This is a genomic window from Acanthopleuribacter pedis, assembly GCF_017377855.1.
GTDB classification, from domain to species: domain Bacteria; phylum Acidobacteriota; class Holophagae; order Acanthopleuribacterales; family Acanthopleuribacteraceae; genus Acanthopleuribacter; species Acanthopleuribacter pedis.
The window spans coordinates 194110-211936 of sequence record NZ_JAFREP010000016.1 but is presented as its reverse complement, the minus strand read 5'-3'; the positions used below and the strand labels follow the sequence as shown (position 1 = coordinate 211936).

Annotated in this window: 13 protein-coding genes; 8 read left to right on the top strand and 5 right to left on the bottom strand. The window is 58.0% G+C overall.

Annotated features, from left to right (window positions below):
• Positions 1-218: 218 nt before the first annotated feature.
• The 5 genes from J3U88_RS17710 to J3U88_RS17690 all read right to left on the bottom strand — a co-directional run bounded on the left by J3U88_RS17710 (position 219) and on the right by J3U88_RS17690 (position 5014).
• Complete coding sequence (locus J3U88_RS17710; protein ID WP_207860267.1) at positions 219-413, bottom strand: hypothetical protein; 195 nt, start codon at positions 411-413, stop codon at positions 219-221.
• Positions 414-2531: 2118 nt separating this feature from the next.
• The gene (locus tag J3U88_RS17705; RefSeq protein WP_207860266.1) at positions 2532-3029 is read right to left on the bottom strand and encodes a gamma-glutamylcyclotransferase family protein; all 498 of its coding nucleotides are present in this window, start codon (positions 3027-3029) and stop codon (positions 2532-2534) included.
• Between the two features lies 1 nt (position 3030).
• Entirely contained in the window at positions 3031-3570 is a 540-nt protein-coding gene (locus J3U88_RS17700) for a YkgJ family cysteine cluster protein (RefSeq protein WP_207860265.1), read from the bottom strand.
• The gene (locus J3U88_RS17695) at positions 3560-3934 is read right to left on the bottom strand and encodes a cupin domain-containing protein (protein ID WP_207860264.1); all 375 of its coding nucleotides are present in this window, start codon (positions 3932-3934) and stop codon (positions 3560-3562) included. Before J3U88_RS17695 ends, J3U88_RS17700 begins: the two co-directional genes overlap by 11 nt.
• Positions 3935-3958: 24 nt before the next feature.
• Complete coding sequence (locus J3U88_RS17690) at positions 3959-5014, bottom strand: YeiH family protein (RefSeq protein ID WP_207860263.1); 1056 nt, start codon at positions 5012-5014, stop codon at positions 3959-3961.
• 548 nt (positions 5015-5562) lie between these two features.
• Between J3U88_RS17690 and J3U88_RS17685 the strand changes: the two genes are divergently transcribed.
• From J3U88_RS17685 to J3U88_RS17650, 8 genes are all read left to right on the top strand, one after another.
• Positions 5563-8139, top strand: a complete 2577-nt coding sequence (locus J3U88_RS17685) for a DNA translocase FtsK (protein WP_207860262.1) — start codon at positions 5563-5565, stop codon at positions 8137-8139.
• Between the two features lie 333 nt (positions 8140-8472).
• Positions 8473-9249, top strand: a complete 777-nt coding sequence (locus tag J3U88_RS17680) for a glucose 1-dehydrogenase (protein WP_207860261.1) — start codon at positions 8473-8475, stop codon at positions 9247-9249.
• Positions 9250-9868: 619 nt separating this feature from the next.
• Complete coding sequence (locus tag J3U88_RS17675; RefSeq protein WP_207860260.1) at positions 9869-10528, top strand: ECF-type sigma factor; 660 nt, start codon at positions 9869-9871, stop codon at positions 10526-10528.
• A gap of 3 nt (positions 10529-10531) precedes the next feature.
• Positions 10532-13216, top strand: coding sequence for a serine/threonine-protein kinase (locus tag J3U88_RS17670; protein WP_207860259.1), 2685 nt, complete (start codon positions 10532-10534; stop codon positions 13214-13216).
• A 344-nt stretch (positions 13217-13560) separates the two neighbouring features.
• Positions 13561-14088, top strand: a complete 528-nt coding sequence (locus tag J3U88_RS17665; protein WP_207860258.1) for an OmpH/Skp family outer membrane protein — start codon at positions 13561-13563, stop codon at positions 14086-14088.
• Between the two features lie 388 nt (positions 14089-14476).
• Entirely contained in the window at positions 14477-16300 is a 1824-nt protein-coding gene (locus J3U88_RS17660; protein ID WP_207860257.1) for a ribonuclease catalytic domain-containing protein, read from the top strand.
• Positions 16301-16659: 359 nt separating this feature from the next.
• Positions 16660-17097, top strand: a complete 438-nt coding sequence (locus J3U88_RS17655; protein ID WP_207860256.1) for an SRPBCC family protein — start codon at positions 16660-16662, stop codon at positions 17095-17097.
• Between the two features lie 31 nt (positions 17098-17128).
• Entirely contained in the window at positions 17129-17791 is a 663-nt protein-coding gene (locus tag J3U88_RS17650; RefSeq protein ID WP_207860255.1) for a glutathione S-transferase family protein, read from the top strand.
• Positions 17792-17827 lie beyond the last annotated feature (36 nt).

Here is a 17827-nt window from a genome sequence, read left to right as displayed (position 1 = left end):
CGTTGCCGCGTGGCTCGTCGTTCGTAACGAGCACCCTGGTGATCCCCGTACTCGCGCCAACCAAGTAACGGATTCCGCGTGCCGGGTCACTACTCATGAATAGCAACGGCGGGGCCGAGTTCCACTGGTGAGTCGCTGGCTTTCACCTAAAACAGTTCGAAGCCGAGACGACGGAAGCGCGCCGAACCGACCGGTGTCGCGCTCACGGGTACCCTGCTTTAACCCGCAATCGCGCCGAGGAAGCGACCGTTGCCGCGTGCCGGGTCGTTGCTCACGATCACCGTGGTAAACCGAGCACTCGCGCCAACTATGCGGCCGTTGCCGCCTGGCTCGTCATTGGTAACGAGCACCCTGGTGATCCCTGTACGCGCGTCAATCAAGTAACGGGTTCCGCGTGGCGCGTCACTGCTCATGAATAGCAACGACGGGGCCGAGTTCCACTGGCGAGTCGCTGGCTTTCACCTAAAACAGTTCGGGGCCGAAACGACGGAAGCGCGTCAAACCGACCGGTGTCGCGCTCACGGGTACCCTTCTTCAATGCGCAATCGCGCGTAGGACACAACCGGTGCCGCGTGACGCGTCGCTTCTCACGAGCACCGGGATATACCGAGTACTCGCGTAGACCAAGCACTCGCTGCCGCGTGCCGGGTCACTACTCATGAATAGCAACGGCGGGGCCGAGTTCCACTGGCGAGTCGGTGGTTTCAGCCTATAACATTTCGGAGCCGAGACGACGGAAGCGCGCCGAACCGACCGGTGTCGCGCTCACGGGTACCCTGCTTTAACCCGCAATCGCGCCGAGGAAGCGACCGGTGCCGCGTGACGCGACGCTTCTCACGAGCACCAGGATATACCGAGCACTCGCGTCGACGAAGCGGCCGTAGCCGAGTGACTCGTCGCTATTCAAGAGCACCGTGGTAAACCGAGGGCTGGTCGTTGATAACGAAAACCGTAGTCAACCCTGTACTCGCGCCGACCGAGCGGCCGTTGCCGCGTGGCTCGTCAATGCAACGGGTGGCGGGTGGCGCGTCACTGCTCATGAATTGCTAAGACCCGGGCTGAGTCCAAGCGCTGAGTCGGTGGCTTCCACCTACAATAGTTCGGGGCCGAGACGACGGAAGCGCATCGAACCGACCGGTGTCGCGCTCACGGGTACCCCACTTTACCGCGTGATCGCGCCGAGGACGCATCCGGCGCAGGGTGACGCGTCGCTGTTCACGAGCACAGGGTTAAACCGGGCGCTCGCGCCAACCAAGCGACGATTGCGGCTTCGCTGTTCGCGGCTAACGAGCACCTTGGTGAACCGAACACTTGCGCCGGCCAAGCAACGGTTGCCGCGTGGCTCGCCACAGCTCAGGAATAGCACTGGCGGGGGCCGAGTTCTACCGCTAAGTCGGTGGGTTCCTCCAAAAAAGTTCGGGGTCGGGAGGACGGAAGCGCGCGGAACTGACCGGCGTCGCGCGGTCACGGGGCGAGACTGAGTCATCGGTACAACCATCAACTGACAGGCAACCGAAGGATTAAAAAGGTTCCGCATTTCCCCTAGAACCGCCATTTCCAGGTAATCACCTACCCATCTTTAACGAAAATGTTCCCGGCACGCCACAATCTATGCAAACATTGTGTAAAACAATCAACTCAGTGAAAACTGACGAGATGTAGGAAAAAATGTCGGCAACGAGCTTCAAGACATCTATAAGCGAAATAAATTCAACTACTTAACCTTGGTTCTTTTAGGTTGTTCCACAACCATTTGATCTGGGCTGAAATCACCGGCGCCGCCGGCGCCTAAGCTCCTTCAGAGCAACCAGAGGTGGTTCGCCTTTGGCTCACGTTTAAATCAGTGGTGGCCCACACATGCCGGTGTGCGAACCCCGTTCGGGTTCGCCGGGTCAATGCCCATCCATATTTTTCGCCATTCCGGTGTGCGAACCCCGTTTGGGTTCGCCGGATCAATGCCCTTCCATATTTTTCGCCATGCCGGTTTGCGAACCCCGTTTGGGTTCGCCGGATCAATGCCCTTCCATATTTTTCGCCATTCCGGTGTGCGAACCCCGTTCGGGTTCGCCGGATCAATGCCCTTCCATATTTTTCGCCATGCCGGTGTGCGAACCCCGTTCGGGTTCGCCGGATCAATTCCCGTCCATATTTTTCGCCATTCCGGTGTGCGAACCCCGTTCGGGTTCGCCGGATCAATGCCCGACCATATTTTTCGCCATTCCGGTTTGCGAACCCCGTTTGGGTTCGCCGGATCAATGCCCTTCCATATTTTTCGCCATTCCGGTGTGCGAACCCCGTTTGGGTTCGCCGGATCAATGCCCATCCATATTTTTCGCCATTCCTGTTTGCGAACCCCGTTTGGGTTCGCCGGAAAATGCCCTTCCATTTTTTTCGTCATGCCGGTGTGCGAACCCCGTTCGGGTTCGCCGGGTCAATGCCCTTCCATATTTTTCGTCATGGCGGTTTGCGAACCCCGTTCGGGTTCGCCGGGTCAAGGCCATTGCCGCTGATCGCGGTATTCCGGGAGGCGCCTAGCCGCCGATGCCGCGGTTGGCGGCGGCGCGATCCGGGTTCGGGTCGGCTTGGGTTTCCACCGCCTCGATGGCGGCGATCACCGCCGGCGGGAACCCCCGCTCCAGCGCGCCGAGCAACACGAAACGGTGGTACCAAGCAAAAGGTTTTTGCTTGGGATTGATGTATTCGGGTTGGGTGACGTAGGTGAAGGCTTCTTGCATGCCGGCCTCGGTACGCACCGCCACCGTTTTTAGTTCGTAGCCGTGACCCACGCCTTCAATCGCATCCAACACGGTTTTGTCTTGCGGTGAAATTTGGTACAGCACGCCGTGGGTCACATCCGCCGCGTCACCCGTAAAAAATGCGTCGCACTTGGCTGAGTCGTCGCTGCCCGCCTTGTGAAACGCGAGGCGATGCGCGGCCAACCGCGCGTTGCACAGGTAACGCGCCGAGGGCGTGCGTGCGCTCAGGCGCGCATCGAGTAGGTTGGAACCATAGGCAAAATAAGGCAACATCTCAGCGTTCTCCCTCGGTGTTGTGCGCGGCCAGTTCCGCAAACAGATCGCGCAGGGCGATGCGCTGATCGGCCAGGGTTCGTTCCGCCTGGAGCGCGGCCAATTCGCCCTCAACTTCGCCAATGGTCCAGCAGGCGTCTTCTTCCAGGGTTTCGAGCGGGGGACCGGCCTCGTTCAGCGGACAAATGTCGCGGTACTCGACCCATTCCCAATCCTCCTCCACCATCCAGCGCAGCGGTAAACCCTGGGTGCGGCACACGTAGGGTCGCGCCGGGTAAATACGACAGGCGCCTTCCCCATCCAAAAAGGCGCACCGGCCGGGGGCCGCGGGCGCGGCACCGCGCAACTGGTCGCCGGCCCAATCGCGAATGCGGTCGGCCTCCACGGCAAACACGGTCAGTTCGTCGACACAACAATCGTGGCATCCCCGCTTGCACAACAAACGGGCGCCGTGGTGTTGGTAAAGCGCATCGGCTTTTTGGTTGACACGGTCGTGGAGGGCAACCAGTCGCGCCGCGGGTGGCTCGCGGTCAGTCGGCATGGTGGCCGTACTGCTCTGCCAGGGTTTTGGTGTGCTCCGATTGCGCCGTGCCGGTGTGAGCCGTACTTCGCGGTTCAAACAGCACAATCCAGGTTTCCTCTTCGCAATGGGGCCGGTGCCGCACGCCCTTGGGAACAACAAACACATCCATGGGGTTGAGCACCACCTCGCGGTCGGCCATTTCCAGATGGAGTCGGCCTTTGACGACCAGGAACATTTCGTCCTCGTTTTCGTGGTCGTGGGCCACCATTTCGCCTTTGACCTTGGCGACTTTGACGAGTTGCCCGTTGCACTCGGCCACGACTCGGGGTGACCAGTATTCGGTAAGTTGTTCAAATTGTTGGGTTAGCGTGACGATATCCAAATCCGACCCCTTTTTCCTCGTGGTTTATAGATGAAGCACCCAACGGATGAAGCTAAAACTGGCGACCGCCGAAACCAGGGAGGCGGCGCATCCGATAACCAGGGGTTTCCAACCCAGACATTTTAGCTTGTCAAACCGCGTGTTCAAACCCACCCCAATTAAGGCATTGAGAATCAGAAACTTAGCGACCCAGGTAAAATCCCCGACCACATTGCGGCCGAGCTGATCGGAAAGAAGGTCGAAGAAACCGAGGGTGTTGGCCAGCGTCATCACCAGAAACCCGATAACGAAACCGGGTACCGCGCTACGGAATTTCGCCAACAGGCTGACCTTGCCGCACGGCGAGGTTGCGCCGCCACCGTTAACCAGCAGCCCGATAGCAACAATCACAAAAGCCATCAGGGCGTTGCGGGTGAGTTTGACGGTGGTCGCCAATTCGCCGGCGACGGTGCCGTAACTAAAACCGGCGGCGACAACCTGCGAGGTATCGTTCACGGCGGTGCCGGCCCAAACGCCGAAAAAGGGTTCGGACAGGTGCAGCATGTGACCGAGCAAGGGATAGCAAAACACGGCCAGTGTCCCAAACAAGGTGTTGGTGGCAATCGCAAAGGAAACTTCCTCGTCGCGGGCGGCGATGACCGGCGCGGTACAGGTGATGGCGGTGTTGCCGCAGATCGAGGTCCCCACCCCGATCAGCAATCCCAATTTCGGCGAAATCCCCGCCCAGCGTGAGAGCAGCCAAGTGAGCGCGAGGGCGGTGAGAATGAGGCCGATGATGAGCATCAGAACGTCGCCGCCGATTTGGCCGATCTGTTGCAGCGACAAGCGCGCCCCGAGCAAGATGATGGACAGTTTGAGCACGGTCCCGAAGGCGGTGCGAATGCCAGGCTCCAGCGTGGCCGGCAAGGTCAAAAAATTGCCGAGCGCCAAACCCACGGCCATGCCGAGCACGGCCTCGCCCAAGACGGTGGCCACGGCGTCGGGCAGGATCCCGTGGACCCCGCGAATCAATACGGCGATGCCGACAACCAGACCCAGCCCGGGCAGGGTTGCACGGATGCCTGTTCCTTCATTGGACATGAAGGCCCCCCAAATCGATGTCAGCGCGTCACGCGGACGCAAACCAAAGAGAACTCCTTTGGAATCAGACCGTCTCGCATCGCGTCATCCCCCCAGACGACACGCGCGGCATAGGCAGCATAACCTGAAAAGGTCGATTCAGGTGGATGAAATCGCGCAAAGGATTGAGGCGAAACGGCTAGAGAAAAGCGGAAGCGTACTTAATAAAGTACGGTGAGCATGTTCACTGAGCGTTGCAGCCCAACAATTTGTGTGATTGCGCCGCCGTGAATCGTCCGTTTCGGGTCGAACGATTGGGTTAAAAAAGCGCTCAAAAAAGCACGCTTCCGCCAAGGATTTGGGGCGCTATCCGCCAACGATCTGTCCCCGCCCCGGAAACTTTGACCCGCAACGCATCGCACCTCGAATCAGGGCGACGGTCCGGGTGGTATACAGCCGAGAGACACGGGGACGGCCCTTGGCGCACGGGGCTTCACGCGGCACGGTAGATCCGGCGCGATTCATGCATGTTTTTAACTGGACTGCTGCGAAAAAAACGGGGTATCACTTTGACACGTGCGACCAAGGATCTTGACAACGAAACCGGCGAAGCGACTGAAAGCCTTAAGGAGCACCGCAAAACGGTACGCCGCCGCAAGGCCAAAAAAGAACGCAACCAGGATCCCTCCATCTGGCGGGACGGGGTTGGTTTTGTTGCCATTCTCATCGGCATCGCCTGGCTGCTCACGCTGATTTCCTACGACCCCAACGATCCCTCCTTCCTCCAGGAAGGTACCTCCAAACACATTCCCGACAACCTGATCGGTCGGGTTGGCGCCAATGTGGCGGCCTTCTGTTATCAGTTGGTCGGGTTCGGCAGCTTTATGTTCCCGCTCACCGCGATGTACTTGGGTTCCCTGTGCATCCGCTCCCGCAAGGTCGAGGACTGGTTTTTTCAAATCGTCGGCAGCGGCACCATTCTGTTTGTGGTGCAAACCTTTTTGGGTAGTTTTAGCCCGATCTTGATCGAAGGCGCTTCCACCATGCCCGGCGGCCTGGTCGGGGTCGAGATGTGGCACTTCTTCAGCGGTTACCTCAACCCCTTCGGTACCTATCTATTTTTGTTCGGCACGGCTTCGCTGGCTTTTTTGGTGGCCACCCAACTGCGTTTACAAGATATCGGCATGCGTCTGCTGCAAGGGTTTTGGCGCTTGCAAGGATTTCTCGGCGGCCTGGCGGAAATGGCGCGTGCCCTGTGGGAAGGCTACCGCGAAAAACAATCGCGTCAACGCATCATCCGCCGCGAACTCAAGAAAATGGCCGCCAACGAACCAGAACCAGAACCAGAACCCCAACACGAATTGGCACCCGAACGCGAGGATCCGATGCTGCTGGCGGCCGATCCCGATCTGCTGCGCGACGGGCCGGAACCGGAATACGACGATGCGGACATTGAGGTGCGTTCGCAAGATTTGGACGCCTTGGCGCTCGACGAACAGTTTGAAGAAATGCCGGAATCAGAACCGGCCGCGGTGGATCCGAGCCACCAAGTCACCCCCACCAAAAAACCCAAACAGACCGACGGCATCGTGGTCAACCCCATGAAACAAACGCCGGGAAACACCCAGGAATCGTTCCAGTTTGTGCAGGAAATCGAGGGCGACTGGGTTTACCCCAACAGTTACTTCTTTAACAAAGCCAATGCCGACATGCGCATCGACGAGGCCGAACTGGTGGCCAAAGCCAAAGCGTTGGAAGAAAAACTGGCGGAATTTTCGGTAACCGGCCAAATGAAAGAGATCCACCCGGGTCCGGTGGTTACCACCTACGAGTTCCGCCCCGACGCGGGCATCAAATACAGCAAAATCGTCAACCTGAGCGATGATCTCTGTTTGGCACTGGGCGCCGAATCGATTCGCATCGACCGCATGCCGGGCCGCTCTTCCATCGGGATGGAAGTACCCAACGACAAACGCGAATTGATCACCTTCCGTGAAATGATCGAATCGGACACCTTCTCCAAAAGCAAGTCCAAGCTGTTGCTGTCCCTGGGCAAGACCATTGACGGCACCCCCTTCTGTGCCGACCTCGCCAAAATGCCGCACCTGTTGATCGCGGGCCAAACCGGCTCGGGTAAATCGGTGGGGATTAACGCCATGATCTGCTCGATTCTGATGCGTGCCAAACCCGACGAGGTCAAGCTGATCATGATCGACCCCAAGATGGTCGAAATGGGCATTTACGCGGACATTCCCCACCTGCTGACGCCGGTGGTGATCGACCCCAACGAGGCGGCCAATGCCTTGAAATGGGCGGTCGGCGAAATGGAACGACGCTACAAGCTGCTGGCTGGGTATAAGTTCCGCAACCTCGAACTGTTTAATAAGGCGGCCCAGGCGGGCGAGATCGAAGCGATTGAAGGCGCCGACCCACCCAGTGTGTTGCCGCTGATCGTGGTGCTGATCGACGAGCTTGCCGACCTGATGATGGTCGCGCGCGGCGAGGTCGAGGAATCCATCGCCCGTTTGGCACAAAAATCCCGCGCCATCGGGATTCACCTGGTGCTGGCGACGCAGCGCCCCTCGGTCGACATCATCACGGGCGTGATTAAGTCCAACCTGCCCTCGCGCCTCAGCTACCGCGTGGCCCAGCGCAACGATTCCCGGATTATTCTCGATACCAACGGCGCCGAATCGCTGTTGGGCAAAGGCGACGGTTTGTTTTTGGGTCCGGGCACCGCGCGTTTGGTGCGGATCCACGCGCCTTATATCTCGGAAACCGAGGTCTTGGACCTGGTGCGTTTCCTCAAAAACCAAGGCACGCCGATTTACAACCACCAAATCCTCAAATCGGTGGAGCAGGAACAGGAAGCGGATGCTTCAGACGGCAAAGCCAAAGGCCGCGGCAAAAGCAAAGGCAAAGGCACGGACGAAATGTACGACAAGGCGGCGCGTTTGGTGGTGCGCAGCGGCCAAGCAAGCGTGTCCTACCTCCAGCGCAAGCTCGGCTTGGGTTACGCCCGCGCGGCGAAGCTGGTCGACATGATGGAAGACGACGGCATCGTCGGTCCGAACGTGGGATCGAAGGCTCGCGATATTTTGGTGCCCTCCGACTACTTCGACGGGGTCGACAGCCAGGCACGTTAGCCCGCAATTCTCACGAGGAATTCTGCGACGAATCCTTGTGAGAACCGCGGGCTAGTTAGGCGACTTGGGTTACAATGGCGGCGTTCTAGCTCGCATTTCTCACCAGAATTCGTCGCGAGGCGTTGAAATCGCTGTGAGTACACAGGTTACGACCGAAGGAAAACGCAGCGGGGCCGACCATTCGGCGTAGCAGCGCACCGTCGAGGCTGTCCCACCGTTGCTTTGCAACGGTGCAACCGAGTAACCGAAGTAATCGCAGCAATTTCAACGCCGGAGCAGAACTTCAGGTGAGAAATGCGGGCTACTCATCCGTGAATGAAAGAAGGAGTCACCGTGACGCAAGCAGCCTTGCAACAACGTTTTGATTTAACCGGAAAAGTCGCCCTGATTACGGGCGCAAGTAAAGGTATCGGCGAAGCCATCGCCCGTGCCTTGGGCCAGGCGGGCGCCCACGTGGTCGTGTCCAGCCGCAAACAGGCCGCGGTCGACGCGGTCGCCGAAACCTTCCGCGCTGAAGGTCTGCAAGCCACCGCAATTGCCGCAAAAATGGGCGGCGACGACGAGGCGGGCCGCTTAATCGATGCGGTCGTGGAACAATGCGGCGGCCTCGATATTTTGGTTAACAACGCGGCGACCAACCCAGTATTCGGTCCCGCGGTTCGCACCAGCCTGACCATTTTTGACAAAATCATGAAGGTGAACGTGCGCGCACCTTTTGAACTGTGCCAAAAAGCCTATCCGATCCTGTGCGAGCGCGGCGGCGGCAGCGTGATCAACATCAGCAGCGTGGGCGGCATTTCGCCCGAGGCGGGCCTGGGCGTGTACAGCATGAGCAAAACGGCACTGATCAGCATGACCAAGGTGTTGGCCAAGGAATGGGGCGAAAACCACATTCGCGTCAACACGATTTGTCCCGGCCTAATCCAAACCAAATTCAGTAAGCCTTTATGGCAAAACGATGAACACCGCGAAGCCTTTGAACGCCAATTGCCGCTGGGCCGCATCGCCCAACCGGACGAGGTAGCCTCGCTGGCGCTGATGCTGGCCTCCCCCGCGGGCGGTTACTGCACCGGCGGCGTGTACACGGTGGACGGCGGCTTTACTATTTAAATAAAGCGGGGATGGGTTCCAGCTTGGTCGGGAACCCGTCCGTCGCCCGGCATCGGCGCGGGGTGATCTTGAAAAAGCCGTGGGTGGGGCGTTGGTTCGTTCGGCGTTCTGTTTGGTTGCGTGCTCGCCCGCTAATTTCGCCCCGTTTTCATGACACGGACACCCGCCAGGGGCTTCATGTTCGCGCCTTCTTCACGGGCGCCGCGGCGCTCCCAAACCCGGCCGTTTTTTCCCGTGTCATCCTAATTGCCCTCCAATGAGGGTATAAAAATAGTTATTTTTACCTTTTCTTCAATTTGGTTTTGCATTTCGGTCACTTTCTACATAGAATGACGCCATCTATTGGGTGTCCTAGACCGCCAAATCGCCTCACCGCCCCACAACATTTCCCGGGTTTCCGGCGGTGCTTTTTGGTTTCTGTCTCCCCCCCTTCATTGTTTAACTGATTCGGTTGCGAGGCTGTCTTGGCATCGCACCCCGACGGGACAAAACCCCGCAACCTGCATTTTTTTGATAGGTAATTTAGTGATTTCGTGCTTTTAGGAAGTAGGATCACTTAATTTCCGGCTTCGTTTGGATGCAACATCTCGATTTATTTCGGAAAGGATCCCTGAACCCCATGGACGACAAACCGACCCAGAACCCAACGCCGATGGAAGCAGCGCCGCAGGTTCCTATTACCGGTTTGCTGGCCCGCTGGAACAGTGGCGATCCCGAAGCCATCAACCAACTCATCCCGCTGGTCTACCGCGATCTGCACCAGGCCGCTCGGTATTACTTGCGTAAAGAGTCGGCGGCATTAACTTTGCAACCAACCGCATTACTGAACGAGGTTTACGTCAACCTTATCAACCGCGAACAATTCCACTTCGCCAACCGTCAACATTTTTTCCGCGCTTCCTGCCAACTGATGCGGCGTATTTTAATCGACCACGCTCGCGCCAAATTGAGCAAAAAACGCGGCAGCGGCGGGGTTCACCTCCCGCTCGAAGAAGCCCTTAACCAAGACGCCCCAAGCGCCATCGAACCCGAAACCCTGATCGCCCTACACCAAGCGCTAAAGAAACTTGAAAATGTGGACACACGTAAAGCGCAAGTAATCCAGCTTCGTTTTTTCACAGGGTTAAAGTTTGAAGAAATTGCGGTCGTTTTAGAAGTAAGTACCCGCACCATCAAACGCGACTTCGAAACCGCCAAACACTGGCTCTCCCACGAGCTAAAACACGGTAACTACCAAGATTCAATCGACCAGACCGACCCCTTCGAGGTTGAGAGGTAACTTATGGACCTAGCGAGAGAACAACGAATCATGCAGTTACTGGACGCCGCCATGGACGTGCCCGACGAACATGTGGCCGTCTTTTTGGACAAGCAGTGCGGCGACGACCTCGATCTTCGCAACCAGGTGATGTCGCGCATTTCCATTTCCTGCGGCGGCCTCGACTTCATCGAAAAAGGCTTGTATGACGAGGACCTTACGCCGGGATCTTTCGTGGGCCCCTTTCGCATTGTGCGCACCTTGGGCGAGGGCGGTATGGGCAGCGTTTTTCTCGCCCAACAAGATTACCCAATTACCCGTTCTGTTTCACTGAAGGTCCTCAAAAAAGGACTGGACAGCGACGAACTGCAGCAGCGGTTCCAAAGCGAGCGCCAGACACTCGCCAATTTACAGCATCCCCACATCGCGCAACTTTTCGACGCGGGGGAAACCGAGGACAAACGGCCCTACTTCACCATGGAGTACGTGCAAGGGACCTCGATTGTCGATTACTGCCGTCAGAACCACCTTTCGCTTTACAAACGCATCGACCTGTTTACCAAGGTCTGCGAGGCGGTTGCCTGCGCCCATGACCGCGGCATCATTCACCGCGACATCAAACCCGGTAATATTCTTGTCAACGAAAAAGGCACCCCCAAACTACTCGATTTCGGTATCGCCAAACACACCGAGGCCACGCCTTACGGTGTCGAAACGGCGACCAACAGCCAGTGCCGCTTTATGACACCCGACTACGCCAGCCCCGAACAGGCGACCGGCATCCGTGTCACCCGCTCCAGCGACATCTACTCCCTGGGCGTGTTGCTTTTTGAATTGCTGACCGAACGGCGCCCCTACTATTTTAAGGATCGCTTACCGGTGACGGTCCATCAGGTCATTTGTGAACAAGAACCACCCGTTCCCAGCAAGGTGGTTTTGGAACAGAGCCCCCACGAGGGCAAGACGGCGCGTTACACCCAACGGGAGCGCCGGAGTTTTTACCGCACCTTGCGCGGCGATCTCGACAGCATCATCCTCAAAATGCTGCGCAAGAAGCCGGAAGAACGGTATCTCAACGTCAAAGCCCTGCTGGAAGATTTGGACCACTTTGCCAAAGGTCGTCCGGTGACAGCTCGGCGCCAGCAACGCTTCTACAACTTCCAAAAAATGTGGCACAAAAACCGTCGTCACCTGGCTCGCGCGGGCTTGACAGCGGCGATGATGGCCGGTTCCGGCGTGGCGGTGCTGCAGTACGCCCAGAAAAACGTGCGCATCCAGCAAGTGCCCGGTGAGGTGAGAACGTCGTCCGCGGGCTTGCTGCAGGCTTTCAAACACCTGTTCCTCGGCCAACCCGGCGAACAGCCGATCACAAGCCCGGAAACACGGCCGCTTTGGATCGCGGGTAACGGCCCTGATGGCGCGACAACGGCAACCCCCGAGACTCCCGGTTTACCGGTACCATCGACATCGAATCAGCCGAAGCCCGGTCGTGACGACGTCTTGAGTCAGGATCAGATCCAAACCCGGCATGCGGGGCCGACTTCGTTTCAGTACGATCCAACCGGTACCGCGCACAACGCCCAAAAGGCGCTGTCACACCGCGACAGCACGGCACTGCAATCAGGCGGTGTCGGCGCTTTCGCCGCGCCCGGCGAAGACAGCGCGATGCGCATGGATTACGAGGCCTGGGCCCTGAGTTCGCAAGGTCGTTACGACGAAGCCGAAAGCCTGTACCGTCAGGCCTTGGATCAAGCGATTAACGAGCACGGCAACCAACACACCGCGGTGGCCGACATTTACATGGGTCTGGCCGATGTGCTTGGCAAAAAAGGGATGGTTCACGACAGTGAGTCGGCGTTGCGTGCCGCGCTTGCGATTCGCACCCAACACGACGAACAACAAGCGGTCGCGGCCGCGATGGACAGCTTGGCCCAAAACCTGGAAAGCCAAAACCGTTTCGAGGAATCGGATTCACTGCGCTGGCGCGCGCTCAACAACCGCTACGCCTACCACGGCGGCAATCCCGAAAAGCTCATGCCCAGCATGCAAAGCCTCGCCTCAACCTACGAAAGCCAAGGGCGTTTCACACACGCCGTCGGCATTTACCGCCACATGCTCTCCTTACAGAACGAACGCGGCAAGGTGTTGCCTCAGACAACCGCCGGCATCTACGACGGGTTGGGCCGGGTTCACGTCAAAATGAACGCACTGGTCGAAGCGGAGGATTACTACCAAACCGCCATGCGCCTGCGCTTGCAAGCCTTCGGCGAACGCAACCTGGCCACGATCGCCAGTGCCGAACGCTTGGCCGGTTTGTTGGAACAACAAGATAAAGTCGAAGAAGCCGAAAACCTTTACCGCCAAGCCCTTAGCTGGCGCACCGCCGCGGGCGGCGCTCAGGACCCGGCGGCCGTCGCCACCATGAGCAGCTTGGTCGGTCTGCTGAACCGCCAAGGGCGGACCGATGAGGCCGAAGAATTTAAAGATCTACAGGACCAAGTAACCGGCGACCTTCAAGAAGTGGAGCACCCCGAGGTAATCCACTGGCGCCAAGATCTTGAAAGCCAAGAGGACCCGGACGAACTCGAGCCGGACATCACCCAAGACCCGGGTCTTTCCGGCAGCATCGTCAACACGGGACGGGTCCAGGGCGGCGCTTCCACCAACACCGATTTCGTACAAAACAGCGCCGGGGTTGACGGCCCTTAGTCACGCGTTTCCGCCGTCTCACGGCTGGCAATCTTGGACACAATCGCTTATGATGACCCGGTCTCGTCAAACGCACGGGACCGGGACGCTCAAGCGCCCCGCGCTCAACTTTTGGCCGACCCCGCGGGGCGCGGCCGGAACCACGGAGGACGCCGATCCGTTTTTCAACTTTATCAACCTAAGTCATTCCTCGGTTGATCGCGCGACCGCTTATCCACAAGGCGCGCGCTCCGTTCGCGTCCCCTACCCTAGCCGGCGTGCAACACCGCCCATCTTTTTCTTCACCCATTGTGAAGCGTCCGCCCCTTTTATGTGGACGATCAACTTGTTCAGGAGCACCTATCATGTCCCTTTTCGCCCCATCTTCCCGTTTTATCGGCTTGTGTTTGGCAGCCGCCTTTGTGTTGGTTCCTTTCAGCCACGCGCAGGTCCAAAAAATCGGTGTGGTCGATCTCGATTACGCGGTTCTCAATTCCAACGCGGGCAAAGCCCTGCAAAAGAAAATTGACGCATTCCGTTCCAAAATCACCAGCGAAGGTCAAAAAATGACCGACGGCGCCATTAGCGTGCAAAAAGAATTGCAGGAAAAAGGTGCATCCCTCAGCGCGGATAAACGCAACGAACTGGTGAAACAACTGGACGACATTCGCGTCGCCCTGAAGCGTTTCGAGACCGACAAAAGCAACGAAGGCAAAAGCATGCAGGCGGAAGGTCTGGCCGCGATTGAAAAACAACTGGGTCCCGTCTTGGAAAAAATCCAAAAAGAAGGCGACTTCGATTTGATCCTGAACCGCGTCGACGGTTTGGTGTTGGTCTCCCACAAACGCGTTGATTTGACGCAAAAGGTCATTGACGAACTCAACAAAATGTAAGCCGTACCGGCACCCCGGTATTCATTCACCCAGGAAACCCGCATTTCTCAAAGCTTATCGGCTTTATGGAATGCGGGTTTTTGTTTGATGCGTCCGTCGCGGCACCAATTCGCACAAAGGGACAGGGTCAATAGACGACTCCGAACCTATTCATCTGGTTTCTTTTGCATTTTCACCCGCATCGCGAGGGGCTTGTCCTACAAAACCCCTCGCTGTTCTATGCGGGCTCAGGTAAAATAGCGCGCAAAACGGCGTATTCGGACGCGCGTCGCGACGGCCACACCCCACGCGGCATCGCGATTCCTTTAGAACAACCCCGGCCCGTCGGCCGCGCCGCGCGGTTGCGCCCATCTTGCGAATTTGACCCGACCCAACGAAAGAGGTTTGCATGCCCACCCCGCCGCTCGCTCCCCACGCCTTGGTCCTCTACAAAAACGGCCCTGCCCGGGTCCTTTCCGTCGGCGAGAAGGTGGAAATCAAAACCGAAAATGGCAAAGCCCAAAAAGTCCGTCCCAAGGACATCGTTTGCCTGCACCCCGGCCCGTTGCACAGCTTTGCTCAGCTCGAACCCCAGGAAGCCAACCTCGAGGAAGCTTGGGGGTTGTTGCTGGGGGAAAGCACGGATTTGGCGGAATTAACCGAACTCATTTTCTCGGAGTACACGCCGGTCACGGCCTGGTCGACCTGGCAAATCGTGGAAGACGGTTTGTATTTTGTGGGCACGCCGGGCGTTATTGAAGCGCGTTCCGAGGAAAAGGTCACCCGCGACAAAGCCGAACGCGCCGCCAAAAAAGAGGCGGAGGAAGCCTGGAGCGCGTTCATCAGCCGCGTGCGCGAGAACCGCATCCTTCCCGAGGATCACACCCAACTCAAAAGTGTGGAGCTGGTTGCGCTCAGCAAAAACCCGCGCAGTAAAATCCTGCAACAGCTCGGTCTGCAGGAAACCAAAGAAGCGGCCCACCACTTATTGCTCAAGCTCGGCCTGTGGGATGAAACCAAAAATCCCTACCCGGTGCGCTTCAGCCTGCCCACCGAGGCGCCCGAGTTGGTCTTGCCCGAACTGCCCGAGGAGGACCGCCTCGACCTCACCCACCTGCCGGCCTTTGCCATTGATGACGAGGGCAACAAAGACCCGGACGACGCCATCAGCATCGACGGCAACCGTTTGTGGATCCATGTGGCCGATGTGGCCGCGATCATCAAGCCCGACAGTGATATCGACCTTGAGGCACGCAGCCGCGGCGCCAACCTGTACTTGCCGGAAAAAACCATCCCAATGTTGCCCACCACGGCCACCGATTTGTTGGGGCTGGGTTTGACGGAAACCTCCCCCGCGCTGTCGTTCGGGGTAGTGCTCAACCAGCACGGGGAGATTGAGGACATTGAGATCAAACCCAGTTGGGTGAAGGTGACGCGACTGAGTTACGAGCAAGCGAACGGGCGCATGGATGAAGCGCCCTTTGCCGAGATGGCCGCGATCACCGAACGTTACCGAGCCCGGCGTTTTGAGCGCGGTGCCGCCAACATCAGCCTGCCCGAGGTGAAAATCAACGTGGTGGACGGCGAAATTCGCATCAAACCGGTTGCGTCCCTCAAAAGCCGCGACATGGTGACCGACGCCATGTTGATCGCGGGCGAGGCGGCGGCCCGATTCGCCATCGAACACCAAATCCCCTTTGCTTTTGCCGGCCAAGCCCCGCCCGACGCCAACGAAACGCCCGAGGACATGGCCGCGATGTTTGGCTACCGCAAGAAATTCAAGCGCACCCAAATCAAAGGGGTGGCCGAACCCCATTCCGGCCTGGGTTTGGACAGCTACGCGCGCGCCACCAGTCCGTTGCGCCGCTACTTGGACCTGGTGGTCCACCAACAGTTACGCGCCTTTTTGCGGGGAGAACCCATTCTCAACGACCAGCAAATGACCGAACGGGTCGGCGCCAGCGAGGCCGTTACCGGCCATTTACGCCAGGTAGAACGACTCTCCAACCGCCACTGGTTGCTGCTTTATCTGAAACGGCGTGAGGCTTGGCGGGGGCTGGGGGTCTTGGTCGACCAGCGCGACAAACGCTACACGGTGCTGATTCCCGAGTTGGCCCTGGATTCGGGCATTACGCTCCAAGGCGATTGGCCGATGAACACGGAAATCCCTTTGTCGGTGGCGCACATCAACCTCGCCGACCAGAGCATCGGGTTACGCATGGAAAACAGCTAGCCCAGATTTTTTCATGACAGGGATGCCGGTTCCGAACAAAGGCCGCGCTTTTTAAGCGCGGCCTTTGTTGTTTTATATTTATCGATCAATGTACGGATAAAAAGTCATACCACTTCAGAACCACGGACACCTGGCCCGCGTAAAAAGCAGGGACTCCCCTCTTTTCGAAACCCTGTCTTCAACAAGCGTAAGACGCCTCTGTGAATACCGGCTACATGCGTTAATGCATTGCACAAACACAGCACAGTCAATCACTTAGCATTTATTTAACCAACTAGTTAAGTTTTAGCTTGCAACGCGCTGCTTCATCGCTATACTTAACCTATCGGTTAACTATCATCCCCTTGGAGGTTCCCACCATGAGCGATATCACCCTGAGCCGCGTCTTCGACGCCCCGGTCAACCTTGTATTTCAAGCGTGGCGCGATCCCGCGATGATGAGCCGCTGGTTTTTTCCCGGCGACATGCTCTGTACCGCGACCTGCGATTTCCGTGTCGGTGGTCGCTACCGTCTCGATATGCGCGGTCGAGACGGGCAGGCCTTTCCCCATCACGGCGAATACCGCGACATCGTCGAAGCGCGCCGTATCAGCTTCACCTGGAACTCGGATTCGGTCAGTGACACGCTGGTAACGGTTTCGTTCGAAGATCTGGGTGCGCAAACCCGCTTAACCCTGGTTCACCAAGGTTTGGCTACTGAAAATGCACGCGAAAAACACAACGAAGGTTGGCAGGGTTGTTTCGAGAACCTGGCCCATTTCGTCACCAAACAAACAGCGGATGCACCAGCCCCCTAAGCGGCACAAATCACACGGAGGAATGAACCTTATGACGATTAAATTACACGGCGTTCCCGCCAGCAACTTCTACAACATCGCCAAAGTCGCGCTGCAACTGAAAGGGCTCGCTTTTGAAGAAATTCCCCTGCACCCAAACGAAAAAACACCGGCCTTTTTGGCCATGTCCCCCCTTGGCAAAATCCCCTGCATCCAAACGGATCAAGGCGCGATGAGCGAATCACTGGCGATTGCTTTGTACGCCGAACGCCTGCAACCCGAGCCGGCCTTGTTCCCCGCCGACGCCTTTGCCGCGGGCCGCGCCCTGCAAATCCACCAACTGCTCAACCTCTACGGCTTCCAACACACCGCCAAATTGATCAAGCCTTGTTTCTTCGGCGCCCCGGCCGAGGCTGATTTCATCGATGCCACCCTTGCCGAGGCCGGCAAAGTCATCACCGCAACCGCCCAAGTGTGCGCCTTCGCCCCCTACATCGCGGGCGAACAGATGACCATTGCCGATTTAACCGCCCTGTTCGAGTTGGATCTGCTCCACCGCTGCGCTCAACTGGCCAAACGCGGCAGTCCCCTCGACACCTTCACGGGCTGGGCGGGCTGGCGTGAAACCATGCTGAAAAACCCAATCATCGCCGATGCGGTCGCGGCTCGCGACCAAATGTGGGAACACTTGCTCAGTCAAGCAGCCTCGGCATAAGATCAGGGCCTCCCGAACATGAACCTCGGGAGGCCT

Excerpts from the sequence above, each read along its gene's own strand:
- J3U88_RS17700 (WP_207860265.1), bottom strand. The coding sequence starts at position 3,570 with ATGCCGACTGACCGCGAGCCACCCGCGGCGCGACTGGTTGCCCTCCAC.
- J3U88_RS17650 (WP_207860255.1), top strand. The coding sequence starts at position 17,129 with ATGACGATTAAATTACACGGCGTTCCCGCCAGCAACTTCTACAACATC.
- J3U88_RS17675 (WP_207860260.1), top strand. The coding sequence starts at position 9,869 with ATGGACGACAAACCGACCCAGAACCCAACGCCGATGGAAGCAGCGCCG.
- J3U88_RS17690 (WP_207860263.1), bottom strand. The coding sequence starts at position 5,014 with ATGTCCAATGAAGGAACAGGCATCCGTGCAACCCTGCCCGGGCTGGGT.
- J3U88_RS17670 (WP_207860259.1), top strand. The coding sequence starts at position 10,532 with ATGGACCTAGCGAGAGAACAACGAATCATGCAGTTACTGGACGCCGCC.
- J3U88_RS17660 (WP_207860257.1), top strand. The coding sequence starts at position 14,477 with ATGCCCACCCCGCCGCTCGCTCCCCACGCCTTGGTCCTCTACAAAAAC.
- J3U88_RS17655 (WP_207860256.1), top strand. The coding sequence starts at position 16,660 with ATGAGCGATATCACCCTGAGCCGCGTCTTCGACGCCCCGGTCAACCTT.
- J3U88_RS17710 (WP_207860267.1), bottom strand. The coding sequence starts at position 413 with ATGAGCAGTGACGCGCCACGCGGAACCCGTTACTTGATTGACGCGCGT.
- J3U88_RS17705 (WP_207860266.1), bottom strand. The coding sequence starts at position 3,029 with ATGTTGCCTTATTTTGCCTATGGTTCCAACCTACTCGATGCGCGCCTG.
- J3U88_RS17665 (WP_207860258.1), top strand. The coding sequence starts at position 13,561 with ATGTCCCTTTTCGCCCCATCTTCCCGTTTTATCGGCTTGTGTTTGGCA.